Annotated in this window: 17 protein-coding genes and 1 pseudogene; 9 read left to right on the top strand and 9 right to left on the bottom strand. The window is 38.0% G+C overall.

Features of this window, described 5'->3' with window-relative positions; translation table 11 throughout:
- Entirely contained in the window at positions 1–474 is a 474-nt protein-coding gene (gene argR, locus GQS55_RS16355; RefSeq protein WP_159821505.1) for a transcriptional regulator ArgR, read from the bottom strand.
- Positions 475–727: 253 nt separating this feature from the next.
- Between argR and mdh the strand changes: the two genes are divergently transcribed.
- The gene (gene mdh, locus GQS55_RS16350; protein WP_159821504.1) at positions 728–1,660 is read left to right on the top strand and encodes a malate dehydrogenase; all 933 of its coding nucleotides are present in this window, start codon (positions 728–730) and stop codon (positions 1,658–1,660) included.
- Between the two features lie 80 nt (positions 1,661–1,740).
- On the opposite strand, the gene GQS55_RS16345 is transcribed toward mdh, so the two are convergent.
- Positions 1,741–2,151 carry a VF530 family DNA-binding protein gene (locus GQS55_RS16345; RefSeq protein ID WP_159821503.1) on the bottom strand — a complete coding sequence of 137 codons (411 nt, stop codon included), beginning with the start codon at positions 2,149–2,151 and terminating at the stop codon, positions 1,741–1,743.
- A 101-nt stretch (positions 2,152–2,252) separates the two neighbouring features.
- Entirely contained in the window at positions 2,253–3,239 is a 987-nt protein-coding gene (gene ispB, locus GQS55_RS16340; protein ID WP_159821502.1) for an octaprenyl diphosphate synthase, read from the bottom strand.
- Positions 3,240–3,519: 280 nt separating this feature from the next.
- On the opposite strand from ispB, the gene rplU reads away from it, so the two are divergent.
- The 7 genes from rplU to GQS55_RS16305 all read left to right on the top strand — a co-directional run bounded on the left by rplU (position 3,520) and on the right by GQS55_RS16305 (position 8,546).
- Positions 3,520–3,831, top strand: a complete 312-nt coding sequence (gene rplU, locus GQS55_RS16335) for a 50S ribosomal protein L21 (RefSeq protein ID WP_159821501.1) — start codon at positions 3,520–3,522, stop codon at positions 3,829–3,831.
- Between the two features lie 16 nt (positions 3,832–3,847).
- Positions 3,848–4,105 carry a 50S ribosomal protein L27 gene (gene rpmA / locus GQS55_RS16330; protein WP_159821500.1) on the top strand — a complete coding sequence of 86 codons (258 nt, stop codon included), beginning with the start codon at positions 3,848–3,850 and terminating at the stop codon, positions 4,103–4,105.
- 150 nt (positions 4,106–4,255) lie between these two features.
- Positions 4,256–5,419 (top strand): Obg family GTPase CgtA, encoded by a 1,164-nt coding sequence (cgtA, locus tag GQS55_RS16325; protein WP_159821499.1) that lies wholly within the window; start codon positions 4,256–4,258, stop codon positions 5,417–5,419.
- A gap of 184 nt (positions 5,420–5,603) precedes the next feature.
- Complete coding sequence (locus tag GQS55_RS16320) at positions 5,604–5,867, top strand: hypothetical protein (protein WP_159821498.1); 264 nt, start codon at positions 5,604–5,606, stop codon at positions 5,865–5,867.
- Positions 5,868–6,060: 193 nt separating this feature from the next.
- Entirely contained in the window at positions 6,061–6,363 is a 303-nt protein-coding gene (locus GQS55_RS16315; protein ID WP_159821497.1) for a YkgJ family cysteine cluster protein, read from the top strand.
- A 142-nt stretch (positions 6,364–6,505) separates the two neighbouring features.
- A complete protein-coding gene (folA, locus tag GQS55_RS16310; RefSeq protein ID WP_159821496.1) occupies positions 6,506–7,018 on the top strand; it encodes a type 3 dihydrofolate reductase in 513 nt (170 codons plus the stop codon).
- Complete coding sequence (locus GQS55_RS16305; protein ID WP_159821495.1) at positions 7,008–8,546, top strand: Na+/H+ antiporter NhaC family protein; 1,539 nt, start codon at positions 7,008–7,010, stop codon at positions 8,544–8,546. The genes folA and GQS55_RS16305 overlap by 11 nt, the downstream gene beginning before the upstream one ends.
- A gap of 300 nt (positions 8,547–8,846) precedes the next feature.
- Here the strand turns inward: GQS55_RS16305 and GQS55_RS16300 are convergent, their stop codons facing one another.
- The 5 genes and pseudogenes from GQS55_RS16300 to folE2 form a co-directional block, all read right to left on the bottom strand.
- A complete protein-coding gene (locus GQS55_RS16300) occupies positions 8,847–10,280 on the bottom strand; it encodes an FAD-dependent oxidoreductase (protein ID WP_159821494.1) in 1,434 nt (477 codons plus the stop codon).
- Between the two features lie 23 nt (positions 10,281–10,303).
- On the bottom strand, positions 10,304–14,764 hold the full coding sequence (gene gltB, locus GQS55_RS16295; RefSeq protein ID WP_159821493.1) for a glutamate synthase large subunit: 4,461 nt from the start codon (positions 14,762–14,764) through the stop codon (positions 10,304–10,306).
- A 596-nt stretch (positions 14,765–15,360) separates the two neighbouring features.
- On the bottom strand, positions 15,361–16,851 hold the full coding sequence (locus tag GQS55_RS16290) for a glutamate synthase subunit beta (protein ID WP_159821492.1): 1,491 nt from the start codon (positions 16,849–16,851) through the stop codon (positions 15,361–15,363).
- Between the two features lie 20 nt (positions 16,852–16,871).
- Positions 16,872–21,478 (bottom strand): annotated as a pseudogene (gene gltB / locus GQS55_RS16285) (glutamate synthase large subunit).
- 640 nt (positions 21,479–22,118) lie between these two features.
- On the bottom strand, positions 22,119–23,042 hold the full coding sequence (folE2, locus tag GQS55_RS16280; protein ID WP_159821491.1) for a GTP cyclohydrolase FolE2: 924 nt from the start codon (positions 23,040–23,042) through the stop codon (positions 22,119–22,121).
- A gap of 291 nt (positions 23,043–23,333) precedes the next feature.
- Here folE2 and GQS55_RS16275 point away from each other — a divergent pair, with 291 nt between their 5' ends.
- Positions 23,334–23,690, top strand: a complete 357-nt coding sequence (locus GQS55_RS16275; RefSeq protein ID WP_159821490.1) for an Hpt domain-containing protein — start codon at positions 23,334–23,336, stop codon at positions 23,688–23,690.
- Positions 23,691–23,728: 38 nt separating this feature from the next.
- Here the strand turns inward: GQS55_RS16275 and arcA are convergent, their stop codons facing one another.
- Positions 23,729–24,436 carry a two-component system response regulator ArcA gene (gene arcA / locus GQS55_RS16270; protein WP_159821489.1) on the bottom strand — a complete coding sequence of 236 codons (708 nt, stop codon included), beginning with the start codon at positions 24,434–24,436 and terminating at the stop codon, positions 23,729–23,731.
- Between the last annotated feature and the right edge of the window lie 109 nt (positions 24,437–24,545).

The following is a 24,545-nucleotide window of genomic DNA, read 5'->3' as shown; positions in this document are numbered from 1 at the left end:
CTAACTAAGCTTTTTACTGAAAAGGCATTCTAATTTGTTAATGGTTTCTTGTATATTATTTACATCGGTTGGTGCAATAAATATAGTATCGTCACCCGCAATTGTACCCAATACACCATCACTTTTACTTAAACTATCAAGTAAACGGGCAATTAATTGTGCAGCACCAGGACTAGTTTGAATAATGATCATAATACCATTATGTTCAATTTCTAATACTAATTGTTTTAATGGGCTTTGTGCAGTAGGAACACCTAATTCAGCAGGTAAACAATAAACCATTTCTTGACGGGCATTACGAGTGCGAACGGCACCAAATTTACTTAACATCCGTGATATTTTAGATTGGCTGATATTATTAAAGCCCTGCATTTTTAAAGCATCAACTATTTCACCTTGAGAGCCAAACTGCTCTTGCTTTAATAAATCTTTAAATGCTTGTACTAGTGCTTCTTGTTTTTGTTGACCATTCATTATTTGATACGAAAACCTTATAAAAGATAATTAATCTATTTGCTATAATACTAAAGTTGTGTTTTTGCAAAGGAGCATTATACGCTATCATATAGATAAATATACGGTATAAATGAATATTAATTGTTTTTTTGCTGCCTATGCTATATCTTTTGCGCAGCAAATTTTTACGTATTTACTCAAATTTTTTTGTTAAAATGAAATTGAGGTCAATTGGCCTCAATTTAACCCTATTAAATCTCGGAGAGAACACATGAAAGTAACAGTTTTAGGCGCAGCAGGCGGTATTGGCCAAGCATTATCTTTACTATTAAAAACTCAATTACCAGCAGGTTCAGAGTTATCACTTTATGATGTTGCCCCTGTAGTTCCAGGTGTGGCGGTAGATTTATCTCATATCCCTACAGCTGTTAAAGTTGAAGGTTTTGGTGCTGATGATTTAGCTGGTGCGCTTTCAGGTGCTGATATTGTAATTATTCCAGCAGGTATGCCACGTAAGCCAGGTATGGATCGTGCTGATTTATTCGCAGTAAACGCAGGTATTATCAAAACATTGGCAGAAGGCATTGTTGCTAACTGTCCAAAAGCTCTAGTGGGTATTATTACTAACCCAGTAAACGGCACTGTACCAATCGTTGCTGAAGTATTCAAAAAAGCGGGTACTTATGACAAGAACCGTGTATTTGGTGTAACAACTCTTGATGTTATTCGTAGTGAAGCATTTGTTGCTGAATTAAAAGGCTTAAACGTAAGTGACGTTAAAGTTCCAGTAATTGGTGGTCACTCAGGTACAACAATTTTACCACTTCTTTCACAAGTTGAAGGTGTTACTTTTACTGATGAAGAAGTTGCAGCATTAACTCCACGCATTCAAAATGCAGGTACAGAAGTTGTAAATGCTAAAGCGGGTGGCGGTTCTGCTACACTTTCAATGGGCGCAGCTGCAGCACGTTTTTGTTTATCTTTAGTAAAAGGTTTACAAGGCGAAGAAGTTGTAGATTACGCTTATGTTGACGTTGAAGGTGGTGATGCACCATATTTTGCTCACCCAATACGTTTAGGCGTAAACGGTGTTGCTGAAATTTTATCTTACGGCGAATTAAGTGCGTTTGAAGAAAAAGCTAAAAACGACATGCTTGATACATTAAAAGCTGATATTAAAGAAGGCGTTGACTTTATGGCGTAAAGCCAAGTTAAAGTTAAATAAAAAGGGATTTTAATCGTATGATTAAAATCCCTTTTCTTATTTATTTACTTCTTTACACTTTATTTGCCCCAAGGATTACCTGGAGTAGCCGCAGAAGCTCTAGCTCGTGTCTTTTCAGCTCTTTTCTGACGTAACCGTTCAGCATCTTCAAAACTTAACTCAGCAGGCTCTCCTGGCTTTTGATCGGCAGGCACTATGCGATCACGAGGCGGTAGCTCAAATTGAGTATCATCGGCTCTAGGCAAGCTTTTATATTGATACAAATAAAAAGCTTCAACTTTATCTTTTGCCCAATCTGTTTTTTTCAGAAACTTTATACTTGATTGAATGCTAGGCTTATTTTTAAAACAATTTAAATTTAAGTAAGCGTCTAAAATTTCAAAACCATAATGATCAACCAACTCGGTTAGTACTTGCTCTAAACCTATACCGTGTAATGGGTTATTTTCGTATATATTATCTGAACTCATAATTTTTTCTCGTAAGCAGTATATTTTTAATAATAATCTTATTAACTAAAGGAATAACATAAATATATCTAATAATTAATAACTTAGCTGTAGTTGATTAATTAAGCACTTCTATTTGCTGCTATGTGCGCTAAGGCTGTTAATGCTTTTTTATAATCAGACTCGGGTAATATCGATAAAGCATTGATTGCTTTATCCGCTTCTATTTCCGCTTTTTTCTGCGTATATATTAAAGCACCCGTTTGCTTCATAGCGTCAAGAATTTCGTCTAAATGATCCATACCATTACCATGTTCAATTGCATCTCTAACTAATTGTTTCTGGGTCTCAGAGCCGTGTGCCATGGTATAAAGTAAAGGTAAGGTTGGTTTACCCTCAGAAAGATCATCACCAACATTTTTGCCCATTTCTTGAGCATCTGCAGTGTAATCCATTATGTCATCGACTAATTGGAATGCTGTACCTAAATATTTACCATAATCAGCCATAGCCTGTTCAATTTTGCTATCTTGTTTAGTGATCACCGCGGCCAGACGAGTGGCTGCTTCAAAAAGTTTAGCCGTTTTACAGTAAATAACCTGCATGTAACTTTCTTCGGTAGTATCAGGATCATTACAATTCATTAATTGTAATACTTCACCTTCGGCAACGATATTCGTCGCATCAGATAAAATATCCATGATGTGCATATCACCCAATTTAGTCATCATTTGAAAAGAACGTGTATAAAGAAAATCACCAACTAAAACGCTGGCACTATTACCAAATATAGCATTAGCGGTTTCACGGCCTCGACGCATGTTTGACTCATCAACGACGTCATCATGCAATAAAGTTGCTGTATGAATAAACTCAATAATTGCCGCAATAGTACAATGTTTATCACCTAATGGTACCGACTGATCGTGGTTTAATGCCTGTGCTGTTAATACCGTCAGCATAGGGCGCATTCGCTTGCCGCCCGCATTAACAATATAAATGCCTAATTGATTTATTAAAGCAACGTCTGAATGTAATTGTCCATGAATAAGTTCATTAACTTTGTTCATGTCATGTTGAGAGAGTGCTTGAATTGCTTTTATGTCCACAATACTTAATTTCCGCTTCGGCTAGTAGTTTAAAATATAAGGTTAATCTGTCAAATTCTACACTAAATTGCCCGACAATAAAGCGGCAAACGTTCTTTCTGAGTACTTTGTTATTAAATTAATATTTTATTGGACTCATTTGGCTAAATAGAAGAAAAACTTTAGAAATGATCGTTTTTCTTCTTGCTCTGTTCGCTTTCTTCGCGTAGAATTCGCGCCCTATATTTTTAAATTTAGCGTCATTTAACTTAACTAAGAGATGGCGCAGTACGGAGTAGCTATGTACGCGGTATTCCAAAGCGGTGGTAAACAGCATCGTGTAACCGAAGGACAAACAGTTCGCCTAGAAAAGCTTGAGCTTGAAGTAGGCGCAGCAGTAGAATTTGATAACGTTCTTATGATCGCCGATGGCGAAAAAATCAACGTAGGCGCACCTTATGTTGCCGGTGGTAAAGTAGTGGCTGAGGTTGTTAACCAAGGTCGTGCTGATAAAATTACTATTGTAAAATTCAAACGTCGTAAGCATTCACGTAAACAAGCGGGCCATCGTCAATGGTTCACTGAAGTGAAAATTACTGGTATTAATGGCTAATTAGGAGCATTTTGACATGGCACATAAGAAAGCGGCAGGTAGTACACGAAATGGTCGTGATTCAGAAGCTAAACGTTTAGGTGTTAAACGTTTTGGTGGTGAATCAGTGTTAGCTGGTAACATCATTGTTCGTCAACGTGGAACTCGTTTCCATGCTGGTAGCAATATGGGTATCGGTAAAGATCACACTTTATTCGCATTATCTGACGGTAAAGTTCAGTTTGATGTAAAAGGTCCGAAAAATCGTAAGTTTGTTAGCATTATTGCTGACTAATCTTAAATTCGATTTTCTAAAAACCTCGCATCATGCGAGGTTTTTTTTTGGTTATTTTTTAACTTGTTTCTATGATGATTCTTTCTCAGGCAAAAATCGTTTATACTAGTAACATAAAAACCACAAGATATTAGGGTTGTTTAAAACACCATGAAATTTGTTGATGAAGTTGAGATCAGAGTTGAAGCTGGCGATGGCGGCAATGGCTGTGTCAGTTTTCGTAAAGAAAAATATATTGAATATGGCGGCCCTAATGGTGGCGATGGCGGTGATGGTGGCGATGTTTACCTTGTAGCCGATGAGAGTTTAAATACACTTATTGATTATCGCTTTGAACGTTTTCACCGTGCTAAACGCGGACAAAACGGGCAAAGTCGTGACTGTACAGGTAAAAGTAGTGATGAATTAGTGCTAAAAGTACCTGTAGGAACGCGTATTACGGATATTGATACGGGTGAAATACTTGGTGATTTAACGCATAAAGACCAAAGACTTCTAGTTGCTAAAGGCGGCTGGCATGGTTTAGGTAATACTCGTTTTAAAAGTAGTACTAACCGAGCACCACGTCAAAGAACTGATGGTACGCCGGGTGAAATTCGAAGCTTAAAACTTGAATTATTACTTTTAGCTGATGTTGGTTTATTAGGTTTACCTAATGCCGGTAAATCTACGCTTATTCGTAGCGTATCAGCAGCAACACCAAAAGTAGCCGATTATCCGTTTACAACATTAGTGCCTAACCTAGGTGTAGTACGCTTAGATACACAGCGAAGCTTTGTTATTGCTGATATTCCGGGTATTATTGAAGGCGCAGCTGACGGTGCAGGTTTAGGAACACAGTTCTTAAAGCATCTTGAACGCTGTCGTATACTATTGCATATCATTGATATTATGCCTGCTGATGGCTCAGACCCATTAGAGAACGCTAAAGTAATTATTAGCGAGCTAGAGCAGCATAATGAAAAACTAGCTGGCAAACCTCGCTGGGTTGTTTTTAACAAACTTGATCTAATGCTTGAAGATGAAGCTAAAGAATTAACAGATTCTATTTTAGCTGGCCTTGATTGGAAGGGTGAAGTACACAGTATTTCAGCTTTTAATAAAATGGGTACACAAGAGTTATCTCAGAAAGTAATGACCTTCATCGAAGAATTACCACCAGAAGAAGAAGAAGTTGTTGATGGTAAGAATGTTGAATTTAAGTGGGATACATACCATGAAGGTGCAATGGCTGATGATGGTTTAGATGACGATCTTGATGACGATGACTGGAATGAAGACGATTACGATGTAGAAGTCGAATACCGTCCTTAAAGTATTCTATATCGACTAAATAAAGACTCGTTATAAAATAAACAATAAAAAGAGTAATGACCGTGGGTTGTTACTCTTTTTTTATGTCTGTTATAAAGTGCTAGATAGTAAAAGAACAGTTGTTTTTTGCTTTTGTTTAGCCAATAATCTCGCGTCATATAAGGGCGTTATGTTTTAGGAAAGTATGAGTAAATATTCAATACCACAATTTATCGGCGTGATCGTAAGCTTCTTAGTTATTTGGCTACTAAATGATTTTATTCTAGTTGACGATTGTGTTGATCATGGCGGAGTATTTAGCTATGAAACAGGAAAATGTTTATTGGCTAATAATGAAATATATACCGCTGATTTTACAAACTATTTAATTGCGTTATATTTCTTTATTGGAATAATTGTTGCTGTAACCACGTCTAGAATTATTAAAAAAATATTTAAAATAGCTTAATGAATCAGATTATTACATTGCTTATTATTATTATTTGAATATAGCAAAAGGAACTAAGATGATGGCTACCAGTGTGATCGCTTCCATTATCTAACCTTGAATTTATCTACAGACCAAAAGTTATTAACAGTGTACTTCGAAAAAGTTGTTACTTTGAAGTATGATAGCTTAAATAAAATTATCAAAGCCACTTATGTCCATAGAAGTTAAAAATATAACAGAGCCAGAGCCCGAAATTACCTGTTCAAACTGTCAAGCCTGCTGTTGTCGTTTAGAGGTTATGGTGCTTACCGATACAGGAGTGCCCGATAGATATATTGCTGTCGATAACTGGGGCAGTGAAACTATGTTACGTTTAGATGATGGTTGGTGTGCAGCGGTTGATAGAGATACCTTAATGTGCACTATTTACGAGAATCGTCCGTTGGTTTGTCGAGAATTTGAAGTGGCCTCATTTGAATGTCTAACAGAACGAAAACAGATAGTGATACTTTAAAGTTAACTTTAATTGTTCAACTCGGGCTTCGGTTCTTCTACGTGCTCTTTAATCTCATTAAACGAATAAAAATCAGGGCTGTTTTTTTAAGGAAAATCTAGCGATAATGTATTATTAAATAATAACATTGTTTCGGATTTCTATGACCATCCTCTCTATGATAGTAGCAACGGCTAATAACAACATTATCGGCAAAGATAATGATATGCCTTGGCATTTACCTGCAGATTTAGCCTATTTTAAAAAAGTAACGGTAGGTAAGCCTATTATTATGGGAAGAAAAACCTATGAATCTATTGGCCGGGCATTACCTGGCCGCAGAAATATTGTGATTTCACGTGATGAAAACTATCTTCCGCAGGGAAAAGGCTCAGAAGGTGTTGATGTAGTTACTTCAGTTGAACAAGCATTAGCATTAGTTAATGATGTGGAGGAGGCTATATCTGAAGTCATGGTTATTGGTGGTGGGGCTATTTATAAACACTGCTTACCGAGTGCTGATCGTTTATATGTTACTCATATAAAAGCTGATATTGTTGGTGATACCCAATTTCCAGATTATGATGATGATGGCTGGAATAAAGTAAGTAGTGAATTACGAGAAAGTGATGATAAAAATAATTATGACTTAGAGTTCTGTATTTATGAGCGCTAATTTCTCATTCAGCAATCGTAATTTCATCGCATTATTGCTTTTAATTTTAGGCATTTTTTCAGCGTTATATGTTAATTACTATGTTGAAGCTACTACAGTAGGCACAGCTTATCATTATGGCCTTTGGTCACTATTACCCGCCTTTATTACTATTCTATTATCTTGGTTAACTCGAGAGCCATTAACCGCATTATTTAGTGGTATTGTTATTGGCGCATTTATGATAGGGCAATATGATCTTACTGATCAAATATTGATCCCATCTCTCGCGCAAGTAGGTACCGCAGGGATTCTGTTACTCTATTTGTGGTTATTAGGTGGCTTACTCGGTATTTGGTCAAAAACCGGTGCAGCACAAGCTTTTGCTGATTATATGATTAAGCACTTTGTTCGCGGGCAAAAATCAGCAAAATTAGTCGCTTGGTTTCTAGGTGTTTTATTTTTTCAAGGTGGCACCATGAGTACCGTACTGGTAGGAACTACCGTGCGTCCGTTGGCTGACAAAGCAAAAATTAGCCATGAAGAAATGAGCTATATTGTTGATTCAACCGCTTCGCCTATTGCGGTGGTTATTGCTTTTAATGCTTGGCCTGCCTATATTCAAGCCTTGATATTTGTTCCTGGCGTTGCGTTTTTAGCGACAGAAGCAGATCGTTTAGCCTTTTTCTTCTCAGCCGTACCTTTTAGCTTTTATGGTATTTTGGCGGTAATTGGCACTTTATTGCTTAGTTTAAATATAACAACTTTCTCAGGAAAACGTATTCGTGATGCTCATCATCGAGCAGCAACCACTGGAGAGTTAGATGCGCCTGGTGCTAAACCATTAAGTGCCAAAGAATTACAAACTTGTGATGTTCCTGATGGCTATAAAGCGCATGTATTCGAGTTTATCTTACCGTTAGTGACCTTAATCGCTATTGCGGTACTAACTTTTATTTTTTCTGGTTCTCCCAAAATCAACTGGGCATTTGGTGCTGCGTTATTATTAAGTGCATTTATTGCATTAGCTAAAGGGATGTCACTTAGTAATATTATTGATGGTTTTGGTAATGGCTTAAAAGGCGTAGTACTGGCATCTGTTATTTTAATGTTAGCCGTTACCATAGGCGCTATCAGCAAACAAATTGGTGGTGGTTTGTATTTGGTATCACTGCTTTCAGAGCAATTGCCTTATTGGTTGTTACCCGTATTTTTACAAGTAATAGCAATGGTCATCGCTTTTTCTACAGGAACAAGCTGGGGGACCTTTGCTATTGCTTTTCCATTAGCTATGCCCTTAGCTTGGGCTATTGCGCAAAGCGCAGGAATTGATAACCCAGAGCTATTTATGATGGTGTGTTTTGCTACAGTATTAAATGGTAGTGTTTATGGTGATCAATGTTCACCTATTTCAGATACTACTATTCTAAGTTCGATGACGACAGGTTGTGACATGATGGATCATGTTAAATCGCAAATAGTCCCCGCGACTTTTGCTGCGAGTTTAGCTGCCGTATTATGGACTGGCACAGTTGTATTTTTTGCTTGATAGTTAGCATGTTATTTCACCAGTTACTCAATATCACTCAATAATTCGTTATTCCGTAGGTTTTTTAATACTGCCAATAATTCGTCATTCCGTTGGTCACTTAATACGGAATCTCATGCGTGTGGTTGAATAAAACCGAGATCCTGAATCAAGTTCAGGATGACGAGTGAGAGCAGGATAATGAGACTATAACGATTGATTACTTGAATAAAAAAAGCTTATCCGGCGTATGAAGCCTGATAAGCTTTACTAGAAACTAGAAACTAGAAACTAGAAACTAGAAACTAGAAACTAGAAACGTTAGCTTTCGATAAGTACGAAGTCTAAAATACCTAATGCTGCTTTTCTGCCTTGATCAATAGCGGTAACCACTAAATCTGAACCCAGTACCATATCACCACCGGCAAAAACATTCTGTTTACTTGTTTGTAATGCAAAGTCACTGTTATCTATTGCAATAACACGACCACGCGAGTCAAGTTCAACACCGGCGTCTATCATCCATTGTGGTGGGCTTGGTAAGAAGCCAAAGGCGATAACGACGGCATCAGCTTCCATCACAAACTCACTACCTTCAATAGGCTCTGGATTACGACGTCCGTTGGCATCTGGTGCACCAAGTTCAGTTTTGACAAACTTAACACCAATGGCTTTACCTTGGTCATCAACAGCAATATCAAGTGGCTGTATATTAAAAGCAAAGTTAACACCTTCTTCTTTGGCATTTTGTACTTCACGAGGTGAACCCGGCATGTTGGCTTCATCACGGCGATATGCACAAGTAACTTCTGTAGCACCTTGGCGAATAGACGTTCTAACACAATCCATAGCGGTATCACCACCACCAAGCACGACAACTTTTTTATCTTTAAAGCTAACGTAAGGTTTTACTTGGTTTGATTCCTTTTCTGTAATACCCATAACATTTTGAGTATTACCAATTAAGAAATCTAACGCATTATATACACCTGTGGCACCTTCATTTTCAAAACCACCACTCATATCTTTATATGTGCCAAGGCCTAAAAATACAGCATCAAATTCATTACTGATTTCTTCAAAAGTGATATCAACGCCTACATTGATATTTAATCTAAACTCTATTCCCATGCCTTCGAATATTTCACGGCGAGTTTGAATAACTTCTTTTTCTAATTTAAATGATGGAATACCAAAAGTTAATAAACCGCCAATTTGTGCATGACGATCATATACAACAGCCTCAACACCATTGCGAGTTAATACATCTGCACACGCTAGGCCAGCAGGACCCGCACCAATAACAGCGACACGCTTTCCTGTTTTAATCACATCAGACAGATCAGGTTTCCACCCTTGTGCTAAGGCGGTATCAGTTATATGTTTCTCTATATTTCCGATAGTTACCGCGCCAAAATCGTCATTTAATGTACAGGCTGATTCACATAATCTGTCTTGCGGGCAAACACGACCACACATTTCTGGCAAACTATTCGTTTGATGGCATAAATCAGCAGCTTCAAAAATTTTACCTTCCGTAACTAGCTCTAACCACTGTGGAATATAATTGTGAACAGGACATTTCCATTCACAATAAGGGTTACCACAATCTAAGCAGCGATCAGCTTGGCCTGCGCTTTGCTCTTCACCTAAAGGTTGATAAATTTCAACAAAGTTGATTTTACGTTCATTAATCGACTTCTTTGTTGGGTCAATTCGTTTTACATCAATAAATTGATAAACATTTTTACTCATGGCTCTCTTTCCTTATCAATTAATTATTGTGCTTGTACACGTAATTCAGCCGTTGAACGACTACGGTGACCTAATAATGTTTTAACATCGGTCGCACTTGGCTTAATTAATTTAAATAATGGTGCGAATTTGTCAAAATTTTGCAGTATATCTTGCGCGCGTAAACTACCTGTTTCTTCAAAATGATGATTGATGATGCCACGTAAATGTTCTCTATGAATCGATAAATCGTCAACAGCTAACATTTCAATAGATTCAGTATTCAAGCGGATATCTAAATCAGATTTTTCATCTAATACGTAAGCAAAACCACCGGTCATACCAGCACCAAAATTGACGCCTATATCACCAAGAATAGTGACGATACCACCAGTCATATATTCACAAGCATGATCACCCGCTCCTTCGACCACAGCATGACAACCTGAGTTACGTACTGCGAAACGTTCTCCCGCACGGCCACAAGCATATAATTTTCCGCCAGTAGCACCATACAAACAGGTATTGCCCATAATCATTGTTTTATGACTTAGGTAATCTACACCTTTTGGTGGTTTGACGATAATCACACCACCGGTCATTCCTTTACCAACATAATCGTTAGCATCACCGGTTAAGGTAAGGTTTAAACCTCCGGCATTCCAAACGCCAAAGCTTTGACCGGCTGTACCTGATAGGTGCATAGTGATTGGCGCAGATGCCATGCCTTGATCGCCATGTTGTCGGGCAATGTCACCTGATAAAGTAGCACCTACTGAGCGGTCAGTATTTTGAATAGTAAATCTGAATTCGCCACCACTACTATGTGCAACAGCATCCTTTGCAACGTCGAGCATTTTTTTATTTAGTATGCCTTCATCGAATGGTTTATTTCCTTCAGTTTGATGAAGGGCTGTATTATCAGCAGCGATTACAGGGGCAATGATAGGTGATAAATCTAACTTTTGCTGTTTAGCCGTAATGCCGTCAACTTGTGTTAATAAATCAACGCGTCCAATGATGTCAGTTAAACTTGCTACACCTAAACTGGCCAGAATTTCACGTACATCTTGAGCGATGAACTTGAAATAATTCATTGCTTGTTCAGGTAAACCTTTAAAGAACTGCTCACGCAATACTTCATCTTGTGTCGCAACACCAGTAGCACAGTTATTTAAGTGACAAATACGTAAGAATTTACAACCCAAGGCAACCATAGGCGCAGTACCAAAACCAAAGCTTTCAGCGCCCAAAATAGCGGCTTTAACAATATCAACACCTGTTTTTAAACCACCATCTACTTGTAAGCGTACTTTATGACGTAAGCCATTCGTTACAAGTGCTTGATGGGCTTCGGCTAAGCCCAATTCCCATGGGCAACCTGCATACTTTACTGAGGTTAACGGACTCGCCGCAGTACCGCCGTCGTAGCCTGAAATAGTGATAAAATCAGCATAAGCTTTAGCAACACCCGCAGCGATAGTACCAACACCTGGACCTGACACTAATTTAACGGAAATAACCGCTTTAGGATTGACTTGTTTTAAATCAAATATTAATTGTGCTAAATCTTCAATAGAATAAATATCATGATGAGGCGGTGGCGATATTAAGGTAACCCCTGGCACTGAATAGCGAAGTTTAGCAATTAATGGTGATACTTTATCACCCGGTAATTGACCACCTTCACCCGGTTTAGCACCTTGAGCAACTTTAATTTGTAGTACATCAGCATTAACTAAATAATGTGGTGTTACACCAAAACGTCCAGAGGCAATTTGTTTAATACGTGAGTTTTTTACTGTACCAAAACGACGTTCGTCTTCTCCGCCTTCACCTGAATTTGAACTGCCACCTAAACGATTCATCGCAATAGCTAATGCTTCATGCGCCTCTGGGCTAAGTGCGCCAATTGACATGGCTGCAGAGTCAAAACGCTTAAACATTTCACTGCTACTTTCAACTGTTGAAATATCAATTGCTTCACAGCCACTTTTAAAGACTAATAAGTCTCGAAGCATAGCTGCAGGGCGATTATTTACTTCATCAGCAAACTTTCTATAGTCGTCATAATTACCGTTTCGAACAGCACTTTGCAGGTAGGTTACTACATTAGGATTAAAAGCGTGATATTCCTCACCGTGTACGTATTTAAGCAAACCACCATGAGACATTTTTTGATGCGGTAAAAAGGCTTTGCGTGCAAGATTAATGTTGTCTTGCTCAATATCACTGAAATCAGCACCCTGAATTCGGCTAGGTAATTCACTAAAACATAGTTTCATTATGTTTTCATTTAAGCCGATAACTTCAAATAGTCCTGCGCAGCGGTAACTGGCAATAATCGAGATACCCATTTTAGAGAGTATTTTTAATAAACCTTTATCTATTCCTTCGCGATAATTAACAATCGCATCACGAGCACTTAATTTAATTTGCCCCTGTTCTACTAATTGTTCAATTGTTTCAAACGCTAAATAAGGATAGATTGCTGTGGCGCCTAAACCGAGTAACACGGCATATTGATGCGAATCACGAACAGAAGCGGTCTCAACAATAATATTGGAATCACAGCGTAACTGTTGATCAACTAAACGCATTTGTACCGCGCCAACGGCCATTGCTGCCGGAATAACCAATAATTCTTTATCAATATTTCTGTCTGATAGTATTAAGATAACCGTACTTTTGTTTTTAACCAAATCTTCCGCTTCATCACATAACCGAATAATAGCAGCCTCTAAACCTTCATCTTTATGGTAGGTTAGGGCTAGGGTATCTGAGCGATAATGTTCAGGATCTAATGCACGTAATTGCTTTAAACCGGTATACATTAGTATAGGTGTAGTAAATAACATACGGTCAGCATGACCTGACGTTTCATTAAATACGTTATGTTCACGGCCTATGCATGTACCAAGTGACATTACAAAGCGCTCACGTAATGGGTCAATCGGTGGATTAGTTACTTGTGCGAATTGTTGACGGAAATAATCATATAAAACACGAGGTTTACTTGATAATACCGCCATAGGAGTATCATCACCCATAGAGCCAGTAGCTTCTTGCCCATTTTCGGCCAATGTTTTAATCACTTGATGAATTTCTTCATAGCTGTAATTAAACATTTTATGGTATTGACTCATTTCGTTATCAGAGAAAATTCGCACACCAATTTGATTCGCTTCACATTGATCAAAAGGCACTAAATGACGAACATGTTGATCTAACCATTCTCGGTATGGGTGACGGCCTTTCAATTCATTATCGATATCATTTGAATTAAATAGTTTACCTGTATAGGTATCAAGCGCTAACATTTCACCAGGACCGACACGACCCTTTTCAATAACCTCATCTTCGCCATAGTCCCAAATGCCGACTTCTGATGCGAGGGTAATAAAACCATTTCGAGTAATAACGTAGCGGGCAGGGCGCAAGCCATTTCTATCGAGGTTACAAGCGACATGTCGACCATTCGTCATTACTACGCCTGCAGGTCCATCCCAAGGCTCCATATGCATGGAATTAAATTCATAAAAAGCACGTAATTCATCATCCATTAAGGTGCTATTTTGCCATGCAGGTGGCATTAATAAACGCATAGCTCGGTATAAGTCCATACCACCAGCAAGAAACAGTTCAAGCATGTTGTCTAACGAAGAAGAGTCAGAACCTGCTTGACCAACAAATGGCGCGGCATCTTTTAAATCAGGTAATAAAGGCGACTTGAAGCGATAAGAACGAGCACGCGACCATTGACGGTTACCTTTAATGGTATTTATTTCACCATTATGTGCGAGATATCTAAAAGGTTGTGCTAAATACCATTGTGGCGATGTATTCGTTGAAAAACGTTGATGGAATACACAAATAGCGCTTTTCATGCGGATATCGGCAAGATCTAAATAAAAATTTGGTAAATCTATAGGCATCATTAAGCCTTTATAGATAGTTACCAAACAAGATAAACTGGCGACATAAAAGACATCATCGGTTATACGCTTTTCTGCACGGCGACGAGCCATAAATAAACGACGTTCTAAATCACGATTACGCCAACCGGGAGGAGCATCAATAAAAACTTGCTCAATTGCAGGCATATTGTTGATTGCTGCTTGGCCCAATACTGAGGTATCTGTCGGCACAGTGCGCCAGCCAACTAAGGTTAAACTTTCATCTGCAAATTCTTCTTCAAGTATCTTTTTAGATAATGCAGCTACTACAGGATCTGGGTTTAAGAAAATCATACCTACGGCATATTTTTTCCCCAGCTTCCAACCATTATCTTCAGCGACAGCACGGAAAAAAGTATCTGGTTTTTGCAATAATAAACCACACCCATCACCTGTTTTACCATCGGCAGCAATACCGCCTCGATGTTGCATACGGTCAAGCGCTGAAATAGCGGTTTTAATTAGTTTATGACTCGTTTCGCCATGTTGATGGGCTATTAAACCAAAGCCACAATTTTCGCGTTGAACGCTATGATCATAAAGCTGCATTATTGTCTCCTAAAAAATATCTACTTGGTAACAGAATAAAGGAATCGAGGTAAGAAAAAGCGTTTACTATTCCGTTTTGACCCAAGAAGGGGAGGATAACACTACTTATTTTTAGGTGTAAGGTCAATAAATACTAGAGCTTTTACTCGTATTTTATTTACGTTATTTAAGTGTTTTTACGAATTTATTTTTTCAAAAACTATGATAAGTTTATGATTTATATATTTTACTGCGGTTTATCGATAATAGTACCGTCAGGTATTGATTTGGTTGGAAATGCGTAAAAAATAACTCCGCATATGGAATGTAAAACTGTTTTTATACCCGTTTCATTAATTAAGTGAACAACCAGTTATTAAATAAATAACGATGTAGTTGGTGATTTTAACAAGTAGAAATGATCACATAGTTAGTTAGATTGGTATTATTAAGGTTGATAAAAAAGGTGAATTTGACTGCTATGGGACGCAGAATAAAAGTTCGAGGTATAGAAGGATTTTATAGTGTGGGAGATGAAGTATTAAACTTAATACCCTCCGCCATAGAATTAGACGGAGGATAACTTGTTTTTAAAATGAAGCTTGTTAGTTCATTATTTACGGCAGGTAGCTACTTCCCATAAGGTAAATGTCTACTTCACGTGCACAACGACGACCTTCGTCAATTGCCCAAACGATCAAGCTTTGACCACGACGACCATCACCTGCAGCAAAGATACCTGGCTTGCTGGTAGCAAACTTGTCGTATTCTGCAGCGATGTTTGAACGGCTATCTTGCTCAAGACCAAATTGCTCAATCAAACCACCTTCAGGACCCATAAAGCCCATTGCGATAAGTACGATATCAGCAGGAATTACTTTTTCGCTACCAGCAACTTCTTGTGGGAACATTTGACCTTTGTCATTGCGTTCCCAAGTAATATCAACAGTGTGAACTGCTTTAACATTACCTTGTCCATCACTTTCAATTTTCTTCGTCATTACCAAGTATTGACGAGGATCTTGTCCTTGAATAGCAATCGCTTCTTTTTGGCCATAATCAACTAGCAAACGTTTTGGCCATTGTGGCCATGGGTTGCTAGCTTCTTCGCGCGCTTCAGGTGGGCGAGGCATAATTTCAAGCTGAATAGCACTTGCACATTTGTGACGTAATGAAGTACCAATACAATCGGTACCTGTATCACCACCACCAATAACCACTACATTTTTGCCGGCGGCATTAATGAATTGGCCATCTTTATGCTCACTGTCTAGCAAACTCTTAGTGTTGGCTTTTAAGAAGTCCATAGCAAAATGAACACCATTAAGTTCACGGCCTTCAACCGGTAAATCGCGTGGCACGGTTGCGCCAACACATAACACTACTGAATCAAAATCAGTCTCAAGCTGTTCAACACTAACGTCTGTACCAACGTCAGTATTCGTAACAAATACTATGCCTTCTTCCGCTAAGATATCAACACGACGTTGAACTAATTCTTTCTGTAGTTTCATGTTCGGAATACCGTACATTAACAAGCCACCAATTCTATCGGCACGTTCATAAACAGTCACCATATGGCCTGCTTTATTAAGCTGGGCAGCAACAGCAAGACCCGCAGGACCTGAACCAATTACTGCAACCGTTTTACCTGTGCGTGCAGATGGTGGTTGAGCAACAACCCAACCCTCTTTGAATGCGTGGTCAATAATTTCTTTTTCGTGAAGCTTAATAGCAACTGGGTCTTCGTTAATACCTAGTACACAAGCACCTTCACAAGGCGCAGGACATACACGACCTGTAAACTCAGGGAAGTTATTGGTTTTATGCAATAACTCAATCGCGTCTTTCCAACGACCACGGTAAATTAAGTCATTCCATTCAGGAATAATGTTGTTTACCGGACAACCAGCAACTACTGGTGCAAATTCAGATTTTGCCGATTGGCAAAAAGGAACGCCACAATCCATACAACGAGAAGCTTGCTTTTCTACGTCTTTAAGTGGAATTTCTTCATATACTTCAAGCCAGTCAATTAAACGTTCACCTGCGTTACGTTCAGTTGGCAAGGCACGACCTACGTTGATAAACCCTGTTGGATTTCCCATAATATATTCTCCTTGTCAGCTTAAGCTTTTGCGCTAGCTAATTTGTTTAAATGGATATCGAATGCTTGAACGGCGATGTCGTATTCTGACTCAAACTTACCGCTTTCACGTACGTCATTCATATAACCTTGCATGCGTTTGTAATCAACAGGCATTACTTTTATAAAACGCTTAACACTGTTGTTCCAATCACCTAATAATTCACTGGCAACATCTGAGCCAGTAGCGTCGAAATGTTCAGTAATTAATGCTTTTAATTCAAGGCTTTCAGCATCTGTGTCAACGGTTTCTAATGAAATCATTTCCATGTTGCATTTAGGCGCGAAGTCATTATTTACGTCAAGTACATAAGCAACACCACCAGACATACCAGCAGCAAAGTTGCGACCTGTTGAACCTAATATAACGGCTTTACCGCCAGTCATGTATTCACAACCGTGATCACCGATACCTTCAACAACTGCGGTAGCACCTGAGTTACGTACACAGAAACGTTCGCCAGCAACACCACGAATAAACGCAGTACCAGAAGTAGCACCAAAGAAGGCTACGTTACCAATAAGAATGTTGTCACGTGGTGAGAACTTAGCTTCTTTACTTGGGTAAACGATAAGGTTTGCACCCGATAAACCTTTACCAAAGTAATCGTTTGAATCACCTTCAAGCTCAAAGCGTAAGCCTTTCGCAGAGAAACAACCGAAACTTTGACCAGCAGAGCCATTAAATTTAACGTTAATAGTGTTTTCTGGTAAGCCTTCTGCGCCATATTTCTTAGATATTTCGTTAGAAACCATGGCACCAATTGTTCTGTCGGTATTGATTACGTCATATTCAAGTGAAACACTTGTTTGTGACTCAAGCGAAGCTTGCGCATCTTTAATCATTTGGCGATCAATAATGTCGTGAATCAAATGTTTTTGCTCAATTGATTTATACAATGTTTCATTCTCACCACATTCTTCTTTATGAAGTAGTGGTTTTAAATCAACACCGTTATATTTCCAATGGTCTACATCTTCACGCTGTTTAAGACACTGCGTTTGACCAACCATTTCTTCAATACTCTTAAAGCCAAGCTCTGCCATGATTTCACGCAGACCTTCAGCCATCATGGTGAAGAAGTTAACTAGAATGTCAGCACGACCAGTAAACTTATCACGTAAACCTTTATCTTGTGTGGCGATGCCAACTGGACAAGTATTTAAGTGACACTTACGCATCATAATACAACCTTCAACAACAAGTGCTGTAGTTGCCATACCGTATTCTTCTGCACCTAATAACGTCGCTATTGCTAAATCACGAGGAGTTTTAAGCTGTCCATCAGTTTGTACCGTAATACGGCTACGTAACTTGTTACGTACTAATGTTTGATGTGTTTCAGCTAGACCAAGTTCCCATGGTAAGCCCGTATGTTTAATAGAACTTAATGGAGATGCACCAGTACCGCCATCATGACCGGCAATCAATACTACGTCAGCGTAAGCTTTCGTTACACCAGAAGCGATAGTACCAACACCTGCTTCTGATACTAATTTAACGTTAACACGTGCTTCACGGTTAGCATTTTTAAGATCAAAAATAAGCTGAGATAAATCTTCAATTGAATAAATATCGTGATGTGGTGGCGGTGAAATAAGACCCACACCTGGTGTTGAACCACGTGTTTTACCAATCCAAGCATCTACTTTATCGCCAGGTAATTGTCCACCTTCGCCTGGTTTAGCGCCCTGCGCCATTTTAATTTGTAATTCATCAGCGTTAGCTAAGTAATGACTGGTAACACCAAAACGACCAGACGCTACTTGCTTAATACGTGAGTTCATTGAATCGCCATTTTCTAACGGCGTAAAACGAATTGGATCTTCACCACCTTCACCACTGTTACTCTTACCGCCAATGCGGTTCATCGCAATAGCTAACGTAGTGTGAGCTTCCCACGAGATTGAACCAAATGACATAGCACCTGAAGCAAAGCGTTTGAAAATATTTTCAATAGGTTCAACTTCACTGATATCAATCGAAGGGCGATCACTGCTGATATCAAGTAATCCACGTAGGGTAAACGCGTCTTTACTTTGATCATCAACTGTTTTTGCATATTCTTTAAATTGGTTAGTATTGTTACTTGCCGTTGAATGCTGAAGTAAACGAATAACCGTTGGACTGAATAGATGACGTTCGCCATCGTTACGCCATGAATATTCACCACCTGTTGGTAGTAAGTTTTCAATAGCAATACGATTCGCTTCAGGGAAACCTTCACGATGACGTAAAAGTGCTTCTTGAGCGATTTGATCTAGGCTTAAGCCTTGAATACGACTAACGGTACCCGTAAAGTATTCGTCAACTACATCAGAGTTAATACCTAAGGCTTCAAATATTTGTGCACCTAAGTAAGATTGTAATGTTGAAATACCCATTTTAGAGAAGGTTTTCAATAAACCACTACCTACTGCTGCAGTGTACTTAGCGGTAATCTGTTCATTTGATAAACTGCTATCAAGTACGCCTTCGTCACGTAAACCATACATACTTTCTAATGCTAAATATGGGTTAACGGCAGCGGCACCATAACCAATGACCGCAGCAAAGTGATGTGTTTCACGGATATCAGCAGACTCAAGAATAATATCGGCAGACGAACGTAACTTCTCGCGAATTAAGTAATGGTGAACGGCTGCTGTAGCTAAAATAGATGGTATAGCGACATGATCACTGTCAACTTGACGGTCACTTAAAATTAAGATTTCATAATCATCTTCAACCGCATTTTTTGCGTATAAACAAATACGGTCAAGTGCTCTTTTAAGTGCGCCAGGTCCGCCACTTGCTTTAAAAGTGATGCTGATGGTTTTCGACTGTAAATGATTATTATCGATATGTTGTAACTTAAGCAGCTGCTCATTGGTTAGCACAGGTTGTTCAATTTCAACTTTGTGACAATGACCTGCAGTTTCATCAAGTAGATTAAGTGACCTACCAATGTAGCCACGTAATGACATCACTAACTCTTCACGAATAGGATCTATTGGTGGGTTAGTTACTTGTGCAAACAACTGTTTAAAGTAATGCGAAAGTTGTTGTGGACGATGTGATAGCACAGCTAAAGGTGTATCTGTACCCATAGCGCCTAATGGCTCTTTTGATGTACCAACCATACCCGCAAGGATTAAGTTGAGATCTTCATTAGTATAACCAAAGGCTTTTTGTATTTTACGTAGTTCTTTTAACGGTGGTTGCGCATTAGATCTTGCTGGTAAAGGCAATTGGTCTAATTCAACTTTATTTTCTTCTAACCATTTGCCATAAGGTTGTGCTGAACTCACTTGAGTTTTCACTTCATCATCACTAATGATGCGACCTTGATTTAAATCGGCAATAAATATTTTACCAGGCTGTAAGCGACCTTTTTCAACAACCGTTGATTGGTCTACACATAATGTGCCTGTTTCAGAACCCATAACCAAGGTGCCGTCTTCGGTTAATAAGTAGCGAGAAGGGCGTAAACCGTTGCGATCGAGAGTTGCACCAATAATGTTACCATCGGTAAAAGATAATGAAGCAGGGCCATCCCAAGGCTCCATAATACAAGCATAGTATTCGTAAAATGCGCGTTTAGTTGGATCCATATCTGCTTGTGTTTGCCAAGCTTCTGGAACCATCATCATCATAACTTGTGCAAGCGAACGACCACTTAATACGAGTAATTCAATCGCCATATCAAGGTTGGCTGAATCTGAATTGTCTTTATTACAAATTGGATTCAACATTTTTAATTCAGCATCACTAAAGTTTACTGAACTAAATAATGCTTCACGTGCGTTCATCCAGTTAATGTTACCGCGTACTGTGTTGATTTCACCATTATGCGCAATATAGCGGAATGGTTGAGCACGGCGCCATGCTGGGAAAGTGTTTGTTGAGAAGCGAGAATGGAACATCGCTAGGCCTGAGATAGTGCGTTCGTCCTGCAGATCTAAATAATATTGGCGAACTTGCTCAGTAGTAAATTGTCCTTTATAAACAATTTTAGTGATGACATAGAGGTGACATAAAACTCATCTCGTTCAGTGATTTGACTATTATTAATTTGATGAGAAGTATACTTACGTAAAACAAATAATTTACGTTCAAATTCTTGTGCTGTTAATTCAGCAGGCTTAGCAATGAATACTTGTTCAATGTTAGGCTCAGTTTCAAGTGAAGCAGCACCTAGCATTGAATTATCGCCAGGGACACTACGGTAACCTAATAAAGATAAACCTAATTCAGAGATATTTTGGTTTAACGTTTCTTTACAGGTTTTGCTCAGCTCAAGATCTTTTGGAAAGAAAATCATACCAACACCGTAGTTTCCGGCATCAGGTAACGTTAATCCTAAGGTCGCCATTTCTTGGCTTAGAAAGTCGTGTGGTATTTGAATAAGTATACCGGCACCGTCTCCACTTTTTACGTCGAATCCAGTACCACCACGATGCTCCATACAGCTCAGCATAGTGAGTGCATTTTCGATAATATCGTGAGATTTTTTACCCTTTAGATTAGCGACAAAGCCAATGCCACAACTGTCATGTTCAAATTCTGGGCGGTAAAGGCCTTGGGATTTTTTGCTCATATCATTCATTGCGTATTCCTATTTCATCAAACTATTTTATTAGCTAAATTTTGTTTGCTAATTAAGTCATATATTTTTAATGCTCAAAATGTATACTGCTGATCCTTCAGAACATCATTTAGAATTTTTTGAGCATCGAACGTCAGACTTCTACCGAGTCTTTACGGGACGATATGCCATTAATGAAAATCATTATTTAAAGCGGCCGGCAAAAGTACGCTTAAAATGATTTTTAGTCAATCTTTTTGTGAATATATATGCATATTATTTGAATATATACGAAGATAAGTTGTTATTAAAAAAACTATTTTAATGCTATTTTTTATTTTATCATTTAATTATACTAGTATATTCATGGACTTATAGTGACTTAAGAGAAGAGGTTTATATATAGATTAAATTATGCCATTTAGTATAAATCACAAAAGAATTATAAGTTACTTTTTAATCCATTTGAAGTAGCGAATAAATATAGTAAAGATTTATTTATTGTAGTTGACAAAAAGCAAAGAGATTTCTATATACATCGAGGGAATAAATAGCGGGACTTATAGTTTTCCATTAAAAAAGCCTCAACAATATTGTCGAGGCTTTTTAGGAAATATGCTTAAAGCGCTATTTTATAAACTGTTAGGTTTATACTTTGGGATTAAGGTTGATAACCGCCAGCGATACCTTTAGTGGTTACACTAACTGCGTCATGTGCATGTAACGATTCAAGGTGATTTATTCTCAACCAGAAATCATCATAGCCTTCTGCTTGATTCATACTGTATTGCAAACGGCGTGCAGCATCTTCACAGAACATCAGATTTTGACCATTAAGACGAGCAAACTCTTGTTCATCTTCACGTTTTACAGCAGCTTGCACTGGTGTTTTTAATGAATTTTCAATTAAATTAACTAAATCTGTAATAGGAAAATCGTTGATCTCACTATTAAGTTTTACTTTCACTTGTGCAACAGAGCGTTGAGAGTGCGGTGTAGCAACAATACCTTCGGTTGTACCTAGCCATTCATGAATTGAATCTAAATCAACGTTTGTATCGTTGAATTTATCCTGAAATGCTTTTTGAATTAGCTGTCTTGCTAAAGCTGCAGAGCAAGGACAAGTAGACGAGTAAGGTACATCAATAGACATTTCTATATCAAGCTTACCTTGATTAAAATGACCTACTAAGGTGGTAGGATAAGCCTTCCAACCTTCTTTTCCGCTAATTAAAGATTTTCTACGTAGGTGATAATCAAAATTAAAAGTAACTTTTGCTTGATCACTCAAATCACTATGACTACTAATAAAACCGTCAAGAAGTGTTACTAAACTTTGATAGTTTAGTACGTCGCTGGTTGATAATTCATCGAGAAGTAAATAAAGGCGTGACATATGAATGCCTTTTGCCTGAGCTTCTTTTAAATTAACAAATGCATCAATATGGGCTGAAACCATACGTTCGCTCTGGCCTTTTGAGGCGACCATCATTGGCATTTCAATATTGCTCATTCCAACCCAGTCAAGTGTTCCTTCTGTTTGGGCTGTGGTATGGTTGGCAATATCAGGCATCGTTGTCGGCATTGTGACTCCGCTTTTTTAAGCTATAGCTACTTAACTAAGGCTGCGTGATGATAGCTAAATAACCGCGCAACAAGTAAATTCAAGGCCGCACATTCTATCTTATTTTTTATAGCCATACTACTTCAAAATTAATCAAATATTAGCTTACGATTAATTGCAGTAAACTAACATTTGATTAATTAATACCAATCTCACTAGCTATGTGATCATTTCTACGTATTAAATTGTTCACTTAATTAATGAAAATGGTATTATTAATTCGCGCAATATAAATAAGGTAGTAGACAATTTATGAATGAAAGTAATGAGTTAATACAATTGGATAAAGAGCTTCTGAATGACTATGTACAACGTTTAGGTCATGGTGTAGTAAAACAAATGTTTGAGCTTTATATTCAACAAGTGGCTTTATATCTTAATGATATAGAAAGCTCATTGTTGTTTGATAACTCACAATTATGGCAAGAACATTGCCATAAAATGAAAGGTGCAGCAGGTAGTGTTGGCTTAAAATCATTGCATTCACGTTTAAAAGAAATGGAAAAAACAACAACAAATGCAAGTGACAAAGCTCATCAATTAGCTGAGCTTAAAATCCACAATAAACAAGCGATAGCGGCTTTTGATGATTGGTTAGCTGGCTTATAGCTTATTAATTGTTAACTTTTATATTAAGGCAGGTAAGGTTATTTTGCGTTTCCTACAAAACGATATCCCTCTCCGTGTATTGTATTTATTAATTCGAGGGTATTATTATTTGATTCGAAATGTTTACGTAATCGTCTAATGGTTACATCAACAGTTCTGTCATTATCTCGTAAATCACGGCCAGTCATTTCTTTAATTAACTCTTGTCTAGAAACTATATTACCTTGATTTTTTATTAATAAACGTAATGCTCTATATTCACCGCGAGGGATAGGAATAACATCGCCTGTAGGGCTTGTCATTTCTCGTGAGTTTCCGTTTAATTTCCACTCATTAAAAGTGACAATAGGCTGTTCTAACTCTATTTCGTTTTTATTATTACCAATACGATTAAGAATATTTCGAGCTCTAATGGTTAATTCTCTAGGATTGAATGGTTTCGTTAGGTAATCATCAGCACCTATTTCTAGTCCTAACACTTTATCAATATCACTATCACGACCTGTTAGAAAAATTAATCCTAAGTTTTTATTACTCGCTAATTGTCTGCCCAGTAATAAACCATTTTTTCCTGGCAGATTAATATCCATGATAACTAGATTTATGTCATTCTGACTAAGCATGGTGGTCATAGTTTCTTCGTTAAACGCTTCAAAGACTTTATAGCCTTCAGCCTCAAACAAATTGCGCAAATTGAAACGTGTAACGTCTTCATCTTCTACTATGAGTATTTGATAGTTTTCCATGTCAATTCCGTTAATTTAATAGAGATGTTTAAGCAAATTTTTAATATAAGTATACAATTTTATATCTATTGTGTTTTTATAGTGAAAGTATGGTTAACATTTTGTAAAC

Origin of the sequence: Colwellia sp. 20A7, assembly GCF_009832865.1 — a bacterium.
Classification (GTDB): domain Bacteria; phylum Pseudomonadota; class Gammaproteobacteria; order Enterobacterales; family Alteromonadaceae; genus Colwellia.
The sequence above is the reverse complement of the archived record's forward strand: the minus strand, read 5'-3'. Positions and strand labels throughout refer to the sequence as shown.

What these genes read in the sequence shown, in the direction of transcription:
- rpmA (WP_159821500.1), top strand. Translation starts at nt 3,848, where the DNA reads ATGGCACATAAGAAAGCGGCAGGTAGTACACGAAATGGTCGTGATTCA.
- argR (WP_159821505.1), bottom strand. Translation starts at nt 474, where the DNA reads ATGAATGGTCAACAAAAACAAGAAGCACTAGTACAAGCATTTAAAGAT.
- GQS55_RS16300 (WP_159821494.1), bottom strand. Translation starts at nt 10,280, where the DNA reads ATGAGTAAAAATGTTTATCAATTTATTGATGTAAAACGAATTGACCCA.
- arcA (WP_159821489.1), bottom strand. Translation starts at nt 24,436, where the DNA reads ATGGAAAACTATCAAATACTCATAGTAGAAGATGAAGACGTTACACGT.
- GQS55_RS16275 (WP_159821490.1), top strand. Translation starts at nt 23,334, where the DNA reads ATGAATGAAAGTAATGAGTTAATACAATTGGATAAAGAGCTTCTGAAT.
- folA (WP_159821496.1), top strand. Translation starts at nt 6,506, where the DNA reads ATGACCATCCTCTCTATGATAGTAGCAACGGCTAATAACAACATTATC.
- gltB (WP_159821493.1), bottom strand. Translation starts at nt 14,764, where the DNA reads ATGCAGCTTTATGATCATAGCGTTCAACGCGAAAATTGTGGCTTTGGT.
- rplU (WP_159821501.1), top strand. Translation starts at nt 3,520, where the DNA reads ATGTACGCGGTATTCCAAAGCGGTGGTAAACAGCATCGTGTAACCGAA.
- GQS55_RS16305 (WP_159821495.1), top strand. Translation starts at nt 7,008, where the DNA reads ATGAGCGCTAATTTCTCATTCAGCAATCGTAATTTCATCGCATTATTG.
- folE2 (WP_159821491.1), bottom strand. Translation starts at nt 23,042, where the DNA reads ATGCCGACAACGATGCCTGATATTGCCAACCATACCACAGCCCAAACA.
- GQS55_RS16320 (WP_159821498.1), top strand. Translation starts at nt 5,604, where the DNA reads ATGAGTAAATATTCAATACCACAATTTATCGGCGTGATCGTAAGCTTC.
- cgtA (WP_159821499.1), top strand. Translation starts at nt 4,256, where the DNA reads ATGAAATTTGTTGATGAAGTTGAGATCAGAGTTGAAGCTGGCGATGGC.
- mdh (WP_159821504.1), top strand. Translation starts at nt 728, where the DNA reads ATGAAAGTAACAGTTTTAGGCGCAGCAGGCGGTATTGGCCAAGCATTA.
- GQS55_RS16345 (WP_159821503.1), bottom strand. Translation starts at nt 2,151, where the DNA reads ATGAGTTCAGATAATATATACGAAAATAACCCATTACACGGTATAGGT.
- GQS55_RS16290 (WP_159821492.1), bottom strand. Translation starts at nt 16,851, where the DNA reads ATGGGAAATCCAACAGGGTTTATCAACGTAGGTCGTGCCTTGCCAACT.
- GQS55_RS16315 (WP_159821497.1), top strand. Translation starts at nt 6,061, where the DNA reads ATGTCCATAGAAGTTAAAAATATAACAGAGCCAGAGCCCGAAATTACC.